Here is a 19549-nt window from a genome sequence, read left to right on the forward strand (position 1 = left end):
AGGAGCAACAGGTGACGTGCCCGCAGGGGCACGTATCGTACTTCTGGGGCAAAGCGAGGACCAAGCAGGGGCATCCCCTGATTGAGGTGCGGTTTCGGGAGCGGACATGCCAGACGTGCCCGGTCAAGGCGGTGTGCACGCGGTCGCTGTTTACAGGCCGCAAGTTGAACCTGCGGCTACAAGCGCAGCACGAGGCGATTGCATCAGGACGAGCGGCGGAGAAACAGACGGCTTGGCAACGGGTGTACGCCCGGCGAGCGGGTGTAGAAGGGACACAATCGTGGGCGGTTCGAGCGATGGGGTGGCGGCGGTCGCGGTATTGCGGCCGAGTAAAGGCCCATGTTCAACACGTGGCGACAGCAGCAGCGATCAACCTGGCGCGTGTAGCGTGGTGGTTGGAGGGCCGTCCGCGAGGAGCAACTCGGACATCACGCTTCATGGCGCTGAAGCCTTGACCTTCGCCAACGGAATCACCATGGGGAGAAGGGGAGGCGGTGAACCTCCGGGCCGCGCTACACAGGTTCTGAACACCCCCGCGGCAGGATGGGGTGTGACCCCCCGGCGGAATGCCCGGTCGAAAAAAGGAGCGCCCCGTGCCATCGTCGCCGTATGCCGAGTTCTCCCCCGTCCCCCGGAATCACCCCATGAAGACCATCCTGATCGTCGAGGACAACCCCGGCATCCGCGACCTCGTGCGCGACTATCTCGGTGAACACGGCTACCGGGTGCGCGTGGCCTCGGGCGGCCAGGAGGGCCTGCTCGAAGCCCGGCACCACCCGCCCGACCTGATCCTGCTCGACGTGATGATGCCCGGCATGGACGGCCTGGACTTCCTGCGGAAGTACCGCGTCAGCGAGCGGACGCCCGTGATCTTCCTGACGGCCAGGGACCAGGAGATCGACAAGGTGCTGGGGCTCGAACTCGGCGCGGACGACTACGTCACCAAGCCGTTCTCGATGGCCGAACTCCTGGCGCGCGTGCGGGCGCTGCTGCGCCGAACGGGGGAGGTGCCGAGCGCGGGCGTGCTGCGCGCCGGCGTGCTGGAACTCGACCCGGCCACGCGGACCTTCCAGGTGCGGGGACGGCGGGTGGACCTGACCCGCAGCGAGTTCGAGCTCATGCACGCCTTCATGGGGGCGCCCAGGCGGGTCTTCTCGCGCCTGGACCTGCTCGAACACCTCCAGGAGGACGCCCTGGGCTCCGAGCGCACCATCGACGTGCATATCCGCAACCTGCGCGCCAAGATCGAGGACGAGCCGGGCCGCCCCCGCTGGTTGGAGACGGTCTTCGGCGTCGGCTACCGGCTGAGTCCCGGCGAGGAGCGGTGAGACGGCTCCCGGCCATCTCGTTAGCCTTCGGGACAGCGCCGAAGGACAGCTCCATTCTGGAATCCGTTGCTTTCCCCCTCCCTTCGGCCGGGTCTCGCAGGGTGCGGGTGAGAAGCAGGTCCTCCTGCCCCCGTGGCCCTGCAAGTCTTCCGCGGGGGGCGAGGGTGATCTCGCTCCCGAAGATGACCGCAGGTGCCCCCGTTCGCTCCCCAATGGCTCAACCGGAAGCTGCATGAGGCGCCCCTTCTGGAATTCCCTCGCCTGGCGGCTCACGCTGGCCTTCGTCCTCCTGAGCGTGCTGGCCCTGAGCACGGTGGGCGTGTTCTCGTACGCGTACACCCGCAGCGAGTTTGGCCGCCTCCTGACCTACCGGGCGCGGAGCGACACGGCCCAGCAGGTTCAGACCTACGTTCAGGCACACGGCACGCTGGCCGGGCTGCGGCTGGGCGGACCGGGCGGCCCCCCCCGCTTCAACGGCGCCGGGCCGAGCGAGCCGCCCCCGGCCCCCCCTCCCGCGACCGGCGGCCGGCCCGACGTGGAGCGAGGGCCTTTCGCCGTGCTGGACCCGGAGTACCGCGCGGTGTTCGCCACGCCGGGCCTGCCCGCGGGGACTCAGATCACGGGGAGCCGCCGCGCCGCCGCCGACCCGGTGCGGTTGAACGGGCGGATCGTGGCCTACCTGCTCCCCTCCGGGACCCTCCCACGACCCGACGAGCGCAGCGCCGAGTTCCTGGCGCGCACGGCGCGGGCGGTGGGGCTCGCCATGCTGGCGGTCGCCCTGGTCGCGGTCCTGGTGGGCGTGTGGATCTCCCGCACCCTGCTCCAGCCCCTGCGGGTGTTGCAGCGCGGCATCGACGCCCTGCGGCGCGGCGAGCCGCACGCCCCCCTCCCCGCCGCCCGCCGCGACGAGTTCGGCGAGCTGCTGGGCGCCTTCAATGACATGAGCGCCGAGGTGACGCGCAACCAGCAGGTGCGGCGCCAGCTCACCGCCGACATCGCGCATGACCTCAACACGCCGCTCTCGGTCATCGGCGGCACGCTGGAGGGGATGCTGGACGGCACCTTCCGCCCCACCCCCGAGCGCCTGGCCCGGCTGCACCGCGAGACCGAACACCTCACCCGCCTGGTGAGCGACCTGCGCTTCCTCGCCCTGGCCGACGCGGGCGAGCTGCGCCTGACCCTGGAGCCGACCGACGTGGGCGCGCTCGTCTCGCACACGGTCGGGGGCTTCCGCGAACTCGCGGAGCGTCAGGGCGTGGGCCTCACGTGCCAGGTCCCGCCGGGGGAGGTGCGCGTCACCCTCGACCCCACCCGGATCACCCAGGTGCTGCAAAACCTGATCGGCAACGCGCTCGCCCACACCCCGGCGGGCGGGCGGATTCACGTCGCGGCGGGGGTGGAAGGGGAGCGGCTGCGGGTCACCGTGCGCGACGACGGCCAGGGCATCGCGCCCGGGCGCCTGCCGCACGTCTTCGACCGCCTGTACCGGGGCGACGCGGCCCGCAGCGGCACCGGCAGCGGGCTGGGCCTGAGCATCAGCCGCTCCATCATCCGGGCGCACGGCGGGCAGATCGGGATCGACAGCGCGCCGGGGCAGGGAACGACTGTGAGGTTCGACCTGCCACTCGCCCCGCCCGCCGTGGGGTAGTGGGTGCGGGATTCGCCGGTGGGGAGTGCCTTTGCCCCGCTCTCTGTTTCGCCCCGGGACGGGGAGGGGGTCCCACCAGGATCAGGGGGCTATGGCTTCCCGGCACGAGGACCAGGAGGACGGGGGGTGTGGCCCGAAAGCCCGCCGGATCACATGCCCGCGCGCGGTCCGCCTACCCCCTGGCGGACCCTCAGTCCGCGGCGTGACGCGCCCGCAGTCCCTCGGGCACCCAGTCGCCGTGTTCGGCGAGCAGGTCGTCCACCAGCGCCCAGATCTGGTCGAGGTCGAGTTCGGCGGCGGTATGCGGGTCGAGCATCGCCGCGTGGTAGATATGCTCACGCTTGCCGGTGACCAGGGCCTCCACCGTCAGGGCCTGCACGTTGATGTTCGTCTGCATCAGGGCGGCGAGCTGGGGAGGGATGCGGCCAATCCGGGTGGGTTGCACCCCCTGGCGGTCGACCAGGCAGGGCACCTCGACGCAGCAGTCGTGCGGGAGGTTGCTGATCAGCCCGCCGTCATTCATCACGTTGCCGTACACCACGCGCGGCTGCCCGGTCACCACCGAGTGGATGATGAGCGAGCCGTACTCCACGCTGCGCCTGACCTCCAGCGGGGCGCTCGGGTCCTGAAGCTGGGTCCGCAACTCCTCCCAGCCGCCGATCTGCGACTCGCAGCGGCGGGGGTACTCGTCCAGCGGCACGCCGAACCGCTCGATCAGGTCCTCGCGGCCCCGCTTGATGAAGTAGGGCACGTATTCCGAGAAGTGTTCGCTCGACTCGGTCACGAAGTAGCCCAGCCGCCGCAGCATCTCATAGCGCACCCGGTTCCACGCCGGGACCTGCCCCGACTCGGCCAGCTCCATCAGCCGGGGGTAGAGGTTCTCTCCCTTGTGTTCGAACTTCAGGTAAAAGGCCATGTGGTTGATGCCCGCGCAGAGGTAGTCGATCTCCTCCACCGGAATCCCGAGGTCGTGCGCGAGTTCCGAGGCGGTGTGCTGCACCGAGTGGCACAGGCCCACGGTCCTGATCGGCGTCTGCCGGCTCAACCCCCAGATGTTCATCGCCATCGGGTTGACATAGTTCAGGTGCAGCGTGTCCGGGCACAGCCGCTCCATGTCCCGGCTCATGTCGAGCAGCACGGGCACGGTCCGCACCGCCCGCATGATCCCGCCGACGCCGAGGGTGTCCGCGATGGTCTGCCGCAGGCCGTATTTCTTGGGCACCTCGAAGTCGGTCACGGTGGCGGGCCTGTACCCGCCGACCTGGATCATGTTGATCACGAAGTCCGCCCCGTCGAGCGCCCGCTCCCGGTCGGTGGTGGCGGTGACGGTGGGGCGCGCGCCCACCGCCTGCGCCACCCGCCCGGCGACCTGCTCGGTCACGTCGAGGCGTTCCTGGTCGATGTCGAAGAGCCGCACGTCCGCCTGCGCGAGTTCGGGAAAACCCAGGATGTCGCCGAGCAGGTTCTTGGCGAAGACGGTGCTGCCCGCGCCGATCATGGCGATTTTCGGGTGGGTCATGGGGAACCTCGGGGAAAGAGAGAGGGCGGGGAGCTTTAGAACGTTCAAAGGGTAGCAAAAAGGCAAGGAGGTGACCTGGGAACACGGGCCCTCCCCGTTGGAACAGGCCATACAGCACGCCGGCAGCCTCAGTCTTGTGCAGGCTGACCTCTCGACCGAGTTCAGGAAGGGCTCAAGCCGCCCGGCGGAGGTGCTTCGCCTCCGGCTGAGCAGGACAGAATCCTGGGCAGTGGGCTCAAAAGGCCGTCCATACCTTGGTGAACGTTGTCCCGCGTTGGGAGAAAAGCCCGGGTCCTGTGCGCCGCGCTGGCCAGGTCCGTCCGGGCCGGAACGTTCCCGCAACCCCCCGTCACGCGGACTCGCGCGGGACGAGGGTGACGGGAAGCTGGCACCCCGGCGGCTCGTCCGGGGGGGCGGTGCCGCTCAGCAGCGAAAGCAGCCGCCGCACGGCCAGGCGGGCCATCGCCTCGTGGGGCACGTGGATGGTCGTCAGGCTGGGCGCGGTGTAGCGCGCGAACTCGAAGTCGTCGAAGCCGCTGACGGCCACCTCCTCGGGCACGCGCACGCCCAGGGCGCGGGCGGCGGAGAGCGCCCCGGCCCCCATCCGGTCGTTGCCGCACAGCACCGCGTCGGGGCGGTCCTCCCCCGCCCACAGGCGCCGGAAGGCCGCCTCCCCCGCCTCGTAGGACCAGGCGCCCGCCTCGATGCGGGAGCGGACCCCGTGCGCCCGCGCCGCCGCCAGAAAGCCCTCGCGGCGCAGCACGGCGCTGCTGCCGAAGTCGTCACTCGGGATCACGAGTGCCAGGTCGCGGCGCCCCCGCGAGACGAGGTGCGCGACGAGCCCCGCCATCCCCCCGGCGTAATCGGTGGTGACCGAGGGAAGCTGCCCCTGCGGGTCCTCGTGGTCGAACAGCACGGTGGGCAGGCCCCAGGCGGCCAGCTCACGCATCCGCCCCGGCGGCAGGGTGGTGCTCACAACCACCGCGCCGCCGAAGGCCCGCTGCATATAGGCGGCCCGCAGCCCCTCGAAGCCCCCGGGGCGGTCCCCCCCCAGCAGCGCCGTCGTGATGTTGTAGCCGTGCGCGTTCGCCTCGGAGATGAAGGCCGACTGCACGAGGTTGCGGTAGGGATCGGCCACCTCATCCGCCGAGTGGCCGTAAAAGGCGCAGCACAGCGTGGTCACGCGCGACTCGCGCAGCGCCTTGGCCGCCACGTTCGGGTGATAGTCCAGGGCGCGGATCGCGTCCATCACGCGCTGCCGGGTGGTGGGGCGAATCGACGGGTGGTCGTTGAGGACATTCGAGACCGTCTGGTGGGACACACCCGCGTAGGCCGCGACATCGCGCAGCGTGGCTCGCGTCATGAACATCTCCTCGGGATGCACGTCATGGCCCCTCCCCGTTTGACCATTCCGGGAGAAGCCGACCGGTTCGCCCGGCGCCGCCAGGTTGGGACCGGGTCAGAAAGGAACGGTGGGGGCTGGCAGGGTGGAAAGGCTTATACACGGCCTGGTCAACGTCATTCTAGGGCCTTCCCGCCGCCGGGGGGCTCTCGGGGCCATTTTGCCCCGACGCCCGGCGGGACCGCCCACGGGGAAGTGCCCCGACACGGCGGCGGTGGAACGGGCTCAGGGAAGCAGGAAGAGCATCGGCGGGCGCTCTCCTCCGCTTCCCACCACGTTGACAGGTCGTCGGCCCGTACGTAGCCTTCTAATCGATCAGAAGCAGGGGTGTGGTGGGCGTGTCCCGGAGCCGGCCTGGCCGGGCGGGCGCATTTGGGGCGGCAGGCGGGAGACTCGCCGGAAGGGCAGGGACAGCATGACCAGGAACATCGCGGTCGGCGTGATCGGCACCGGGGAGATGGGCACCCGCCACGCCCACAACCTCCACCGCCTCGTGCCGGGCGCCTCGGTGGCGGGCACATACGACGTGGACCGTGACCGGGCCGCGCGGGTGGCGGCGGAGTGCGGGGGCGCCACCCCGTTCGGCGACCCGCACGAACTCATCCGGGACCCCTCGGTGGACGCCGTGCTGATCGCCTCCACCGACTCGACCCACGCGGCCTTCGTGCAGGCGTGTCTGGACGCGGGCAAGCCGGTGATGTGCGAGAAGCCGCTGGCACAGACGGCGGGGGACGCCCTGCGGCTGGTGCAGGCCGAGCAGGCCCTGGGGCGGCGGCTCATCGCGGTGGGCCTGATGCGACGCTTCGATCCCCAGCATCTCGCCGTGCGGCGGGTGGTGAAGGCGGGGGGGATCGGCAAGGGGCTGATGTTCAAGGGCACCCACCGCAACGCCCGGGTTCCCACGCACCTCCCCGGCCAGGTCCTCATCACCAACTCCGCCGTCCACGACATCGACTCGGCGCGCTGGCTGCTGGGCGAGGAGATCACCGAGGTGTTCGTGCGCGGGATGCGGACGCGGCCCCACTTCTCGAGGGAGACGGTCGACATGATGCTCCTCCAGTTCCGGCTGACGAACGGCGGCCTCTGCACCATCGAGGTGACGGCCGCCGCCGGGTACGGCTACGAGGTGTCCGCCGAGGTCGTGGGCGAGGCGGGGACGGTGATCACCGCCCAGCCCGCCGACGCGGTGATCCGGCTCAGGGGGCAGATCGCCGCCCACGTGGATCAAATCTGGCTCGACCGTTTCCGGCAGGCGTACGTCGACGAACTCGTGGGGTGGACCGAGTCGGTGCGGGCGGGCACGCCCTTCGGGGGGGCGAGCGCCTGGGACGGCTATATCTCTCAGGTGGTCACGGACGCCTGCATCGAGGCGCTGAACACGGGCCTGCCTGTCGCCGTGCCCACGCCGGGAATGCCCGACCTGTACCGCCAGGACACTCTGCGAGAGGGTGTCCGTGCCGATTGAGTGCTGGACTCGCCCCACCGCGCCCGGCTCCAGTAACAAGGAGATCCACCCGTGAACACGGTTCGTCTGACGGTCGGGCAAGCGGCCCTGAGATTCCTGGCCGCCCAGTACAGCGAGCGCGACGGCGTTCGGCAGCGCCTCATCCCCGGCGTCTGGGGCATCTTCGGACACGGCAACGTCGCCGGGCTGGGGCAGGCGCTCGAAGAATATGGGGACGCCCTTGGTCTCCCCACCTACCGCCCGCAGAACGAGCAGGGGATGGTCCACGCCGCCGCCGCGTACGCCCGGCACCGGAACCGCCTCCAGACCTTCGCCTGCACGGCGAGCATCGGCCCCGGCAGCACGAACATGCTCACGGGCGCGGCGCTCGCGACGGTCAATCGCCTGCCCGTGCTGCTCCTGCCCAGCGACATCTTCGCCAACCGCATCCCCGATCCCGTCTTGCAGCAGCTCGAACACCCGCTGGAGCACGACCTGAGCGTCAACGACTGCTTCCGACCCGTCAGCCGCTTCTATACCCGGATTTCGCGGCCCGAGCAGCTTCTCTCCGCCCTGCCGGAGGCGATGCGGGTGCTGACCGACCCCGCCGAGACGGGCGCGGTGGTCGTGAGCCTGCCGGAAGACGTGCAGGCGGAAGCCTATGACTGGCCGGAGAGCTTCCTCGCCGGGCGGGTGTGGCGGGTGCGGCGCCCTCCACCTGAACCGGAGGTGGTGCGGGAGGCCGCCGGGCTTCTCCGCAACGCCAAGCGTCCCCTGATCGTGGCGGGCGGCGGCGTGATCTACAGCGGGGCGGAGGGGCACCTCGCGCAATTTGCCGAGACGTTCGGCCTCCCCGTCGTCGAGTCGCAGGCGGGCAAGGGCTCGCTGGTGTGGGACCACCCGCACAACGCCGGGCCGGTCGGTTCCATCGGCGGCAGCGCGGCGAACCGCCTGGCGCGGGGGGCGGACGTGGTGCTGGCGATAGGGACGCGGCTCGGCGATTTCGTGACCGCCAGCAAGACGGCCTTTCAGAACCCGGACGTGCGCTTTCTCGGCCTGAACGTGGTGCCGATGGACGCGGCGAAGCTGGGGGCGCTGAGCCTCGTCGCGGACGCGCGGGAGGGATTGAACGCGCTTCAGGCCGCGCTGGAGGGATGGGCGGGAACAGGCCCGGCCTTCCGCGCCGCCGCCAGCAACCTCATCACCGAATGGCACGGCCTGGTGGACGCCCAGCGCGCCGACACGGGCAGCACGCCCCCCTCCCAGGGCGCGGTCATCGGCACGGTGAACCGCGTCACGGGCGGGAACACCACCGTGATCTGCGCCGCCGGAAGTCTGCCCGGCGACCTGCTGCGCCTGTGGCGGCCCACCGACTCCAAGAGCTACCACGTCGAGTACGGCTTTTCCTGCATGGGCTACGAGATTCCCGCCGGGATCGGCGTGGCGCTCGCCGAGCCGGGTCGCCGCGTCGTCGTGATGATCGGCGACGGCTCGTACCTGATGATGAACTCCGAGATCGTCACGGCGGTGGCGGAGAACCTGAACCTGACCGTCGTGCTGGTGGACAACCGCGCGTACATGAGCATCCGGGGCCTCCAGATGGAGTGCGGCAGCCCCAGCTTTGGCAACGAGCTGAGGCACCGCAACCCGGAGACGGGGCGGACGGACGGCCCGGTCGTCAACGTGGACTTCGTGCTGCACGCGCGGGGAATGGGTGCTCAGGCCGTGCGCGCCGAGACGCTGGACGAGTTGGAAGCGGCTCTCAAGAACGCGGGCGATCAGGGCGGCGTTCAGGTCATCGTCGTCCCCGTCAACCTGCGCGAGCGGGTGCCCGGCTTCGACTCGTGGTGGGACGTGCCGGTCGCGGAGGTGTCGGGACAGGAACAGGTCCGGCGCGCCCGCGAGCAGTACGGGGCAAGGGCCAGAGCCCAGCGCGCCTCCTTCACCCCGACCCCCGGGCGCGACGAGCAGGAAGCATGACCCCCGACCTCATCACCATCGGGCGCAGTTCCATCGACCTGTACTCGCAGGACGTGGGGAGGCCGCTGCCCGAGGTCCGCAGCATAGGCGCGTATCTCGGTGGCAGTCCCCTCAACATCGCCGTCGGGGCCTCGCGGCTGGGCGTGAAGGCCGCCCTCGTCACGGCGGTCGGGGACGATCAGCCGGGCGACTTCATCCTCGCGGGGCTGAGGCGTGAGGGCGTGAACACCAGCTACATCCCCCGCAAACCGGGCACGCGGACAAGCGCGGTGATCCTGGCCGTGCAGCCGCCCGACCGCTTCCCCATCACCTTCTACCGGGACAATGCGGCGGACATCCAACTCGGCATCGACGATATCCAGGCCGTGCCCGTCGAGGAGGCCCGCGCCCTCGTCGTGAACGGGACCGCGCTCTCCAGGGAGCCGAGCCGCAGCGCCACCCTCTTCGCCTGCGAGCGGGCACGTGCGGCGGGCGTCCCGGTGTACCTCGACCTCGACTTCCGGGCGAACCAGTGGCACGACCCGCGCGCCTTCGGGTTGAACATCCGCGCGCTTCTGCCAAATGTGGACGTGGTGATCGGCACCGAGGAGGAGATCAACGCAGCGATGCTGCGCGACCCCGCCGATCTCACCATTCGCCATAGCCAGATGACGGCCCCCGAGATTCGCGGCGACGTGGCGGCGAACACGGCGGCGCTGCTTTCCCGCGTGCCCACCGTCGTGGTGAAGGAGGGCGAGCGCGGCTGCACCGTTCACCGGGCGGGGGAGGAGCCGCTGGGCGTCCCCGGCTTTCCGGTCGAGGTTGTCAGCGTGCTGGGGGCGGGCGACGCCTTCGCCGCCGGGCTGATCGCGGGCCGGTTGCGGGGCTGGGACTGGTTCCGCAGCGCCCGGCTGGGGAACGCCTGCGGAGCCATCGTCGTCACCCGCATCGGCTGCGCGGACTTCACCCCCACCGGAGCCGAGGTGGACGCCTTCGTCGGGGAGAAGGGAGGCTGGGAATGCCCCGGGTGACTGGCGCCTGCCCGCCGGAGACGGCGAAGGGCAACGGGCGCGCCCAGGTGGGCCAGGTGGCGACGTGACGGGGACGAACCAGTACCACACCACCCCCGATGCGCTCCCCGGCATCACCCCGGAGAGCGCCGGGTGGCAGTACCTCACCTTTCGGGTCGAGCACATGGCGGCGGGCGAGACGCGGACGGGGGAAACGGGCGAGTTGGAGATGGCCCTCGTGCCCCAGGAGGCGGACCTCACCGCTTCGGTGAACGGGGAGACGCACACGCTGCGGCGGGAGAGCGTCTTCACCCAGCTTCCGCAGGTGCTGTACCTGCCCCCGGGAACGAGCTACAGCCTCACCGCCGTGCAGGACAGCACCTACGCCCTGGGCGGCGCCCCCGCCGAAGGTCGCCTCCCCGTCCGCCTCATCCGCCCCGGGGAGATGCGGGTGGAGCTGCGCGGCGGCGCGAACGCGACCCGGCAGGTCAGCCATATCCTCGGCCCGGACCTCCCCGCCGAGCGGCTGCTGCTGTACGAGGTCTACACGCCCAGCGGCAACTGGAGCGGCTGGCCGCCCCACCGCCACGACGGAAAACTCGGCTCCCTCTACATCGAGGAGACGTACTATTACCGCGTTTCCCCGCCGGGGGGGTGGGCCATCCACCGCAACTACAGCCCGGAGGACGGGGAGAACGAGCTGCTCCTCGCGCGGGACGGCGACCTGATCCTCTCGCGGCGGGGGTATCACCCGGTGGCCGCCGCACCCGGCAGCAACGTCTACTACCTGAACTACATGGCGGGAGAGGCCCAGGGCGAGGACCGCGGCCGCCCCCCCGTGGACGAGGCCGCATGGGCCTGGATGCGCGGGGACTGGGAGGGCCAGGCGATGGAATTGCCCTTCGGGGACGCGCGGCGGGGGGAGGTGCCGTGAGGGGGGATGGCGGACAGCCCACCTCGTTCCCGGTAGCCCCAGAAGCTCCTCCCCCTTGAACGCCTGATGTGCAATACAGAAAGCACCGCGTGGGATGAGGTCTTTTCCTCCCTCCCCCCTTGCGGGGGAGGGTCGGGGAGGGGGGTGGCGAGCGTAGCTCGCCCTCGTGACAGACAACGAAAGGTCCACCTCGCCCAACTTCTCATCTCGCATCAAACGTCCTGAGGGGGGTGGGCGTCCAGGGCCATTCAGAATGTTCAGGCTCCTCCTGCCGACCCGCACAGCAGGGCAAGCCCCACTTGCCACCCCCCTCTGCAGGCAGCTCTACGAGTCCCGACCTCCCCCGCAAGGAGGAGCAAAAAAACCAGGAGCCATCCATGATCCAAGTTGCCAATGCTCCCTGCTCGTGGGGCGTGATCGAGAACATTTCAGGCGAGCGCGGCGGGTACGCCACCGTTCTCGACGAGATGCGGGACACCGGCTACGTCGGCACCGAGCTGGGCGACTGGGGCTTCATGCCCACCGACCCGGCGACGCTGAGCGGCGAGCTGAACGCCCGCAACCTCAAGCTGCTCGGCTCGTGGGTGAGCGTCCACCTCCACGACCCTGACCTCCACGCGCAGAGCGAGGCCGAGGCCGTCCGCACTGCCCGCCTCCTCGCCGCCGTGGGGGGGCCACAGGCCGTCGTGGTGCTGGGCAACGACCCCTACACCGATCCCATGCGGACGCTGAACGCGGGCCGCATCACGCCCGGGATGGGGATGACGGACACCCAGTGGGAGGTCTTCGCCGCCGGGGCGAACCGGGTGGCCCGCGCGGTGATGCGGGAAACGGGGCTGCGGACCGTCTTCCACCACCACATCGGCACCTGGGTGGAGACGCCCGCCGAGGTGGGGCGCCTCCTCGCCCTGACCGATCCCGAGGTGCTGGGCCTGTGCTTCGACACCGGGCACTACACCTTCGCGGGGGGGGACGCGGTCGACGGGCTCCGGCGCTTCGGGGACCGCATCTGGCACGTCCACTTCAAGGACCAGGACCCCGGGGTGGCCGGGCGGTCGCGCGCGGAGGGCTGGGACGGGGTGACCTCGGTGGGGCGCGGCGTCTTCTGCGAACTGGGAAGGGGGAGCGTGGACTTCCCCGCCGTGCTGCGGCAACTGCGCGGGAACGGCTACCAGGGCTGGGTCGTGGTCGAGCAGGACGTGCTGCCCGGCCTGGGGAGCCCGGCCCAGAGCGCCCGGCGCAACCGCGAGTACCTCCGGCGCATCGGGCTGTGAGGAGGCCCGGGACGGCGCGCCTGTCCCCCTTTGGCCCCGGTCCGGCGCGCGGCAGCGGGGGCGAGGCTGACCCGGGGCGAGGTACATTCAGGCGCTCCGGGCCAGGACTTCCGCCGCGCTGCTCGGCCACGACCCTGCACACTCTCCGTCCCCTGGGCGACAGTTCCCCCCGGGGTGCCGGGTTAAGGTGTGCGCGGGAGGCAACCTATGAAGCGCTGGTCACCCCTGGCCCTGGTTACGCTGATGCTCGCGGCCTGCTCGCAGCCGGGTCCCACGTCGAGCACCCCACCTGACGGCAACTACGATGATGTGGACGCCACCTGGACACAGCCGCCGTCCCTCTCCTCGCAGGCCCTGACGGCCGGAGTCAACACGCTCTACTACGAACGCGCGCTCACCGCCACAAACGGCTGGGGTCCTATCGAGACGGACCGCAGCAACGGGGAACAGGCGGCCGGGGACGGGAAGACCCTGACCATAGGCGGCACCACCTTCCCGCAGGGCTACGGGGTCCATGCGCCCAGCGAGCTGAAGTACAACCTGGCGAGCACGGACGGCTCCTCCTGCACGCGCTTTCAGGCGCGGGTCGGCATCGACGACGAGGTGGGGAGCCGCGGCAGCGCCGTCTTCCAGGTCTGGGGCGACGGCGAGAAGCTCTACGACAGCGGCCTGATGACGGGCGCGGACGCGGCCCGGACGGTGGACGTGAACATCAGCGGCCGGAGCACCCTGCGGATGGTCGTCACCGACGGCGGGAACGGCAAGAGCTACGACCACGCCGACTGGATTCGCCCGACGATCACCTGTACCGCGGGCGCGGCCCTCACCCCGCAGACGGTCAGCGTTCCGTCCTCGATGCGCTCGGCCCCCTTCGACCAGACGCGGACGCTGAATGTGCCCGCCGGGTCGCGCATCTCGGTCGTGGCACGGGTGCCCGGCGCGCGGTTCCTCCTCACCCTGCCGAACGGGGACCTGCTCGTGTCGCAGCCGGGGCAGGGGAAGGTTCTGCGCCTGCAATCCGGCGCCGCTCCGGCGGACCCCAAGACTGCCTCCACCCTGCTCAGCGGCTTGAAGCAGCCCCATGACCTCGTCCTCTCCACCCAGGGGGGCCAGGCGTACCTGTACGTGAGCGAGACGAACCGCGTGAGCCGCTACCCGCTGCGCAACGGGGTGCCCGACCCGGCGGCGGGGCAGACCATCGTGGGCAACCTCCCCGACGCCAGCCTGCCGGAACTGCGGGGCAGCTACGGCCACGCGCTGAAGAACATCGCCATCGACGGGAGTACCCTCTACGTCTCCATCGCCTCGGCGACGAACGCGGACCCCGCCGACCTCGCCGCCACGCCCAAGCGCGGGGCGATCTACACCTACAGCGCGACCACGCCGAACCAGAACGGGACGGCTGGAACCCTCTACGCCCAGGGCATCCGCAACGCCGAGGGGCTGGCGATCGCGCCCGGCACCCGCGACCTGTGGGTCGCCGTGAACAACCGCGACAACATCGCCTACCCCTTCCACCGGGACTTCGACGGCGACGGCAGCGACGATTACGGCAAGGTCATTCCGGCCTACGTGGACAACCATCCGCCGGAGGAACTCATCCGCGTTCGGAGCGGCGGAAACTACGGCTGGCCCTTCTGTAACCCCAACCCGGACAACGGGGTGCTGAACATGCCCTTCGACCGCGACGTGCAGAACAACGCCGACGGCAGCCGCCTCAACTGCGACACGGCGGACCGGGTGACGGTGGGGATGCCCGCCCACTCGGCGCCGCTGGGGCTGACCTTCTGGACCGGGACGGGCGTGCCCGCCGCCTATGCCGGGGGCGCGGTCGTCGGCCAGCACGGCTCGTGGAACCGCACCAGCTTCAGCGGCCACAAGTTCGTGCTGTTCCCGAAGACGGCGGATGGCCTGGGGCCGGAGCGCGACCTCGTGACGGGCTTCGTGACGGACCCGGTGAACAAGGTGCGCTGGGGCCGCCCGGTGGACGCGGCGGTGGCGCCCGGCGGCGGGCTGTACCTCAGCGACGACTTCAGCGGCAGCGTCTACTACCTGTCGCCGCCCAGCCCGTAGGGGGGAGGGCGCCCATTTTCAGGAGAGGTCACGCCTGCCGCTGCCCGGCCCCGGGATCAGGCACGCCGTCCGCGCCGAGGACGTAATCCAGGCCTCCCGGGCGGCCTCCTCGGGGAGGGGGCGGGAGAAGAGGTAGCCCTGGCCCAGGGTGCCGCCCAGGTACAGCAGGTGCAGGCGCTGCGCCTCGGTCTCGATGCCCTCGGCGACCGTCTCGATCCCCAGGGTGCGGGCCAGGGCGAGGACGGTCTCGACCACGCCGGAACTCGCCCGGTCCTCGCCCAGGCCGGTCACGAAGGAGCGGTCGATCTTCAGGGCGTCCACCGGAAAGCGGTGCAGGAAGCCCAGGCTGGAGTGCCCTGTGCCGAAGTCGTCGATATGCACCCGCACGCCCAGGTCCCGCAGCCGCCCCAGAATCCGCGCGGCCCCCTCGCGGTCCTCGACGAAGGTAGTCTCGGTGACCTCCAGGTGCAGGGCGCCGGGCGGGGTGCCCGTCTCCTCCAGCACGGCCCGCACGTCGTCCGCGAACGAGTCGAGCAGGAACTGCCGGGGCGAGACGTTGACGTGGATGCCGCAGTCCCCGCCCGGCAGGGCCGCCCGCCAGGCGCAGGCGCGGCGCAGCACCGCCAGGCCCAGGTTCACGATCAGGCCCAGCTCCTCGGCCAGCGCGATGAACTCGCCCGGGGGCACGGGACCCAGCACCGGGTGGGTCCAGCGGGCCAGCGCCTCGAAGCCCCGGATTCGCCCCGAGGCGAGCTCCACGATGGGCTGGTAGGCGAGGTGGATCGCCCCCGACGCGACCGCCCCCGGCAGGTCGGCCTCCAGCCGGAGCTGGCGCACGGCGCCCTCGTGCATGGCGGGCTCGAACACCGCGTACGGGAGGTGGCGGGCGCGTTTGGCGCGGTACATGCTCAGGTCGGCGTCGCGCAGGACCTCGGCCGCCGAGAGGTAGCCGGGGCGGCCCGGGGCGATCCCCACGCTCACCGACACCCGCAGCCCGTGGCCCGAGACCGCGAAGGGGGCGGCGAGCGCCGCGTGCAGCCGGGCCGCCGCGCCCCGGGCGTCCTCGAAGCTGGAGCGGCCCGTGAACAGCACCGCAAACTCGTCCCCGCCCAGCCGGGCGACCAGCCGCCCCGGCATCGCCCCGCGCAGCCGATCGGCAAACGCCACCAGCAACTCGTCGCCGACGCTGTGGCCCAGGCTGTCGTTCACCACCTTGAAGCGGTCCATGTCGAGGTACAGCACCGTGTACCCCGCCTCGCCCCGCCCCCGCGCGCCCCGCACCGCCCGCTCCAGGGCCGCGAGCAGTTCGCGGCGGTTGGGCAGCCCGGTCAGGGGGTCGTGCGACGCCGCCTGCGCGAGCTGCGCCTCAATGGCCTGCCGCTGGGTGATGTCGCGCGAGGAGGTCAGGAAGTGGGTCACGCCGCCCGGCCCCCGCACGGCTGAAACGCCCGTCTCGAACCACACGAAGCCGCCGCCGGCCCGGCGCAGGCGCACCCGCAGCGGCGCGGAGGGTCCGGCGGGGAGCTGCTCCGGGACCGAGAACCTCGCCAGGAGGTGCAGGTCGGCCGGGTGGATCAGGGGGCGGGGATGGGTGCCCAGCAGCGCCGCCGGGTCGTAGCCCAGCAGGGTGCGGACGCTGGGGCTCACGTAGGCGAAGGTCCCGTCCGGGTGGTGCAGGCACACCAGGTCGCTGGTGTGTTCGGCGAGCAGGCGGTACAGCGCCTCGCGTTCCTGGACCTGCTCGTGCAGGTGCGCCCGGTCGAGCGCGTAGCCCACGTACTCCCCCACCGCCTCGATGAGGCGCCAGTCGTCCCGCGAGAGCTGGCGCTCCCCCACCGTCTCCACGTTCAGGACCCCCACGACCTCGCCCCCCCGGCGCAGGGGCACGCAGACCTCCGAGCGGATGCCCTCGCAGGCCCGGAGGCTGTGCGGGTCGTCGGCCAGGTCCTCCAGCCACACCGCCTCCCCGGTGCGGGCGACCCGGCCCATCACGCCCGACTCCAGCCCCACGCGACCAAGCACCCGCGGGTAGCCGAGCTGGTGCTGCAACTCCAGATGGTCCCCCCGGCGCAGGTAGACGCTGACATGGGTGTAGCCCAGGAGCTGCGCGAGCGCCTCGTTCACCGCCCGGATCACGCCCCGCACCTCGATCTCCCGGCCCAGCGCCGTGCGGACGCGGTGCAGCAGGTCGAGTTCGCAGCGCTGCCGGGCCGCCCGCTGGTACAGCCGCTCGCGCTCGATGGCCCGCCCCAGCCACCCGCTGAGCGTGACCATCAGCCGCAGGTCGTCCCCGGTCAGCGCCCGCGCCCCGGTCTCGATGTTCAGGACGCCGACCCGCGTGTCCCCGTCCGAGAGGGGCACGCACAGCTCGCTGACAACCTCCGGGAAAAAGGCCACGTACCGGGGTTCGGCGCGCACGTCCGGAACGAGCAGGGCCTCGCCCGTCGCCGCGACGTGGCCCACGACGCCCCGGTTCACCGGAAAGCGTGGGAGGGCCGGGCTGCCGACGGGCGGCTGGACGACCAGCTCGCCCCCCTCCAGCAGCCCGATATGCACGTGTTCGTAGCCCATCACGTCCCGCACGATCCCCACCAGGCCGCCGAACAGCTCGGCCTGGTTCGCCGCCCGCACGATCACGTCCCGGGAACGGTCGAGCAGCGCGAGTTCCTGCCGCGAGCGCCGGACCTCCTCGCCCAGGGTGGCCCGCTGCACGGCGAGCGCGACCTGCGCCCCGAACAGCTCCGCGGGGCGGGCGCTGCGGGCCAGCTCCTCGGGGGCGCAGCCGCTGTGCAGGTACAGGATGGCCGCCGGCTGGGCTTCCGGCGAGAAGGGCACGGCCAGCGTGGAGCGCCAGGCGGCGTGCCTCCAGCCACGCCGCACGGCCCCCAGTCTGGCCGGGTCCAGCACGGCGGCGAGGTGGGCCAGCACGTCGCCGTACACCTGGCTGGGCCGGGCCGGGTCGTAGAGCAATTCGTGCGCCCCGAAGGTGAAGGTGTTCAGGTCGTCCGGGTCGTACCCGAGCGTCGCCGAGTAGTGGTAGCGTCCGTCCGGCTGCCGAACGAGGACGGCCCCCGCCACCACATGCGGCACCGCCCGCACGGCGCGCTCCAGCACCCGCCGGTGGACCTCGTGCAGGGGAAGCTGCCCGCCCAGCAGTTCGCCCGCCAGCGCGACGAGCCCCTCCTCGAAGGCCAGCCCGGGCTCAGCCATGCCTGCCGCCCTGACCCGGCGACCCCGCGGGGGGGCTGGGGGCGTCCGTACTCCGGGTTGTGCTGCGGGGGATGACCATACGGCTGAGGTTCAGCCTAGCGGGGCCGTTCTTGCGCCGCCCTTACGAGAGCGTGAAGCATCTGTATAAATATTCGTTCCGGTGAGGTTTATCTCGGCCCCGAACGCCCAGGAGGGGGTCCGCCAGGTCCCACCCCCAAAGAAGGAGGGCGCACCCGGGGAGGTGTGCGCCCGGGAAGAGGAGGAGCGCTCAGCGCGGCAACTCGCTCGCGCCCATCAGGAACTCGTCCACCGCCCGCGCGGCCTGCCGACCCTCGCGGATGGCCCAGACGACGAGGGACTGGCCCCGCCGCATGTCGCCCGCCGCGAAGACGCCGGGGACGTTGGTGGCGTAACCGCCCACCTCGTCGGTGCCCGCCCGCGCGTTTCCCCGCTGATCCTTCTCCACCCCGAACACGTCGAGGATGCTCCCCACCGGGCTGACAAAGCCCATCGCCAGCAGCACGAGGTCGGCCTTCAGAATCTGCTCGCTGCCGGGAACCTCGGTCATCCGGCCACCCTCCCACTCCAGCCGGACGGTCTTGAGGGCCGTGACGCGCCCGTTCTCACCGATAAATTCCTTCGTGGCGATGGCGAACTCGCGCTCGCCCCCCTCCTCGTGGCTGGAGGACGTGCGGAGCTTGTGCGGCCAGTAGGGCCAGGTCAATGGCTTGTTCTCGTGCTCGGGCGGCATGGGCAGCAGCTCGAACTGGGTGACGCGCGCCGCGCCGTGGCGGTGCGAGGTGCCCACGCAGTCCGACCCGGTGTCGCCGCCCCCGATCACGACGACGTGCTTGCCCCCGGCGTGAATCTGCCCGTCCACCCGGTCGCCCGCGTTGACCCGGTTCTGCCCCGGCAGGAATTCCATGGCGAAGTGGACACCCGCCAGGTCGCGGCCCGGCACCGGCAGGTCGCGCGGCTGCTCGGCCCCGCCCGCGAGCAGCACGGCGTCGAACTCCTCCCGCAATTGCCCCGGGCTCACCGTCTCCCGCGCCAGGTTGGTCACCTTCGACCCCTCCGGCAGCTCGCCCACCAGGACACCTGTGCGGAAGGTGACGCCCTCGGCCTCCATCTGCCCCACGCGGCGGTCGATCAGGTGCTTTTCCAGCTTGAAGTCGGGGATGCCGTAACGCAGCAGGCCGCCGACGCGGTCGTTCTTCTCGAACACCGTCACGCTATGCCCGGCGCGGGCGAGTTGCTGCGCCGCCGCGAGTCCGGCTGGACCGGAACCGACGACCGCCACTCTTTTCCCCGTCCTGAAGGGGGGCGGCTGGGGCGTCACCCATCCCTCCTGCCAGGCGTGGTCGATGATCGCGCGCTCGATGGACTTGATGCCCACCGGCTCGTCGGTCGTGAGGTTCAGGGTGCAGGCCGCCTCGCAGGGGGCGGGGCAGATGCGCCCGGTGAATTCGGGGAAGTTGTTGGTGGCGTGCAGCGTGTCGATGGCCGCGCGCCAATTATTGCTGTAGACGAGGTCGTTCCAGTCGGGGATCAGGTTGTTGACCGGGCAGCCGTTGTTGCAAAACGGGATGCCGCAGTCCATGCAGCGGGCCGCCTGCACCCGCGACTGCTCGACGGTGAGTTCGTGGACGAATTCCTTGTAGTTCCGCAGGCGCGCGTCGATGGGCTCGTACGCTTCCTTCACGCGCCGGTATTCCAGAAAGCCGGTGACTTTTCCCATGCTCGCTCCT

General features: G+C 71.2%; 13 protein-coding genes. 9 read left to right on the forward strand and 4 right to left on the reverse strand.

Going from position 1 to position 19549, the window contains the following annotated elements; translation table 11 throughout:
• Positions 1 to 11 precede the first annotated feature (11 nt).
• From DAERI_RS23360 to DAERI_RS21140, 3 genes are all read left to right on the forward strand, one after another.
• A complete protein-coding gene (locus DAERI_RS23360; RefSeq protein ID WP_133162091.1) occupies positions 12 to 455 on the forward strand; it encodes a transposase in 444 nt (147 codons plus the stop codon).
• Between the two features lie 189 nt (positions 456 to 644).
• Positions 645 to 1328 (forward strand): response regulator transcription factor, encoded by a 684-nt coding sequence (locus tag DAERI_RS21135; RefSeq protein ID WP_103131429.1) that lies wholly within the window; start codon positions 645 to 647, stop codon positions 1326 to 1328.
• Positions 1329 to 1560: 232 nt separating this feature from the next.
• On the forward strand, positions 1561 to 2976 hold the full coding sequence (locus DAERI_RS21140) for a sensor histidine kinase (protein WP_103131430.1): 1416 nt from the start codon (positions 1561 to 1563) through the stop codon (positions 2974 to 2976).
• Positions 2977 to 3166: 190 nt separating this feature from the next.
• On the opposite strand, the gene DAERI_RS21145 is transcribed toward DAERI_RS21140, so the two are convergent.
• Positions 3167 to 4495 (reverse strand): alpha-glucosidase/alpha-galactosidase, encoded by a 1329-nt coding sequence (locus DAERI_RS21145; RefSeq protein WP_103131431.1) that lies wholly within the window; start codon positions 4493 to 4495, stop codon positions 3167 to 3169.
• A 349-nt stretch (positions 4496 to 4844) separates the two neighbouring features.
• Positions 4845 to 5858 carry a LacI family DNA-binding transcriptional regulator gene (locus tag DAERI_RS21150; protein WP_165794324.1) on the reverse strand — a complete coding sequence of 338 codons (1014 nt, stop codon included), beginning with the start codon at positions 5856 to 5858 and terminating at the stop codon, positions 4845 to 4847.
• Between the two features lie 454 nt (positions 5859 to 6312).
• Here DAERI_RS21150 and DAERI_RS21155 point away from each other — a divergent pair, with 454 nt between their 5' ends.
• From DAERI_RS21155 to DAERI_RS22960, 6 genes are all read left to right on the forward strand, one after another.
• Complete coding sequence (locus DAERI_RS21155; protein ID WP_103131433.1) at positions 6313 to 7362, forward strand: Gfo/Idh/MocA family oxidoreductase; 1050 nt, start codon at positions 6313 to 6315, stop codon at positions 7360 to 7362.
• Between the two features lie 51 nt (positions 7363 to 7413).
• Entirely contained in the window at positions 7414 to 9321 is a 1908-nt protein-coding gene (gene iolD / locus DAERI_RS21160; protein WP_103131434.1) for a 3D-(3,5/4)-trihydroxycyclohexane-1,2-dione acylhydrolase (decyclizing), read from the forward strand.
• Positions 9318 to 10331 carry a 5-dehydro-2-deoxygluconokinase gene (gene iolC / locus DAERI_RS21165; protein WP_103131435.1) on the forward strand — a complete coding sequence of 338 codons (1014 nt, stop codon included), beginning with the start codon at positions 9318 to 9320 and terminating at the stop codon, positions 10329 to 10331. The genes iolD and iolC overlap by 4 nt, the downstream gene beginning before the upstream one ends.
• A 64-nt stretch (positions 10332 to 10395) precedes the next feature.
• Positions 10396 to 11244 carry a 5-deoxy-glucuronate isomerase gene (gene iolB / locus DAERI_RS21170; RefSeq protein ID WP_201262810.1) on the forward strand — a complete coding sequence of 283 codons (849 nt, stop codon included), beginning with the start codon at positions 10396 to 10398 and terminating at the stop codon, positions 11242 to 11244.
• A 377-nt stretch (positions 11245 to 11621) separates the two neighbouring features.
• Entirely contained in the window at positions 11622 to 12518 is an 897-nt protein-coding gene (locus DAERI_RS21175; protein WP_103131436.1) for a TIM barrel protein, read from the forward strand.
• A 207-nt stretch (positions 12519 to 12725) separates the two neighbouring features.
• Complete coding sequence (locus tag DAERI_RS22960; RefSeq protein WP_235610500.1) at positions 12726 to 14591, forward strand: NPCBM/NEW2 domain-containing protein; 1866 nt, start codon at positions 12726 to 12728, stop codon at positions 14589 to 14591.
• Between the two features lie 18 nt (positions 14592 to 14609).
• Here DAERI_RS22960 and DAERI_RS21190 read toward each other — a convergent pair whose 3' ends face one another.
• Together DAERI_RS21190 and DAERI_RS21195 are read right to left on the reverse strand one after the other, a co-directional pair.
• Positions 14610 to 17801 carry an EAL domain-containing protein gene (locus DAERI_RS21190; protein ID WP_103131437.1) on the reverse strand — a complete coding sequence of 1064 codons (3192 nt, stop codon included), beginning with the start codon at positions 17799 to 17801 and terminating at the stop codon, positions 14610 to 14612.
• Between the two features lie 268 nt (positions 17802 to 18069).
• The gene (locus tag DAERI_RS21195; protein ID WP_103131438.1) at positions 18070 to 19539 is read right to left on the reverse strand and encodes a glutamate synthase subunit beta; all 1470 of its coding nucleotides are present in this window, start codon (positions 19537 to 19539) and stop codon (positions 18070 to 18072) included.
• Between the last annotated feature and the right edge of the window lie 10 nt (positions 19540 to 19549).

It is taken from the genome of Deinococcus aerius (assembly GCF_002897375.1).
Lineage (GTDB): Bacteria > Deinococcota > Deinococci > Deinococcales > Deinococcaceae > Deinococcus > Deinococcus aerius.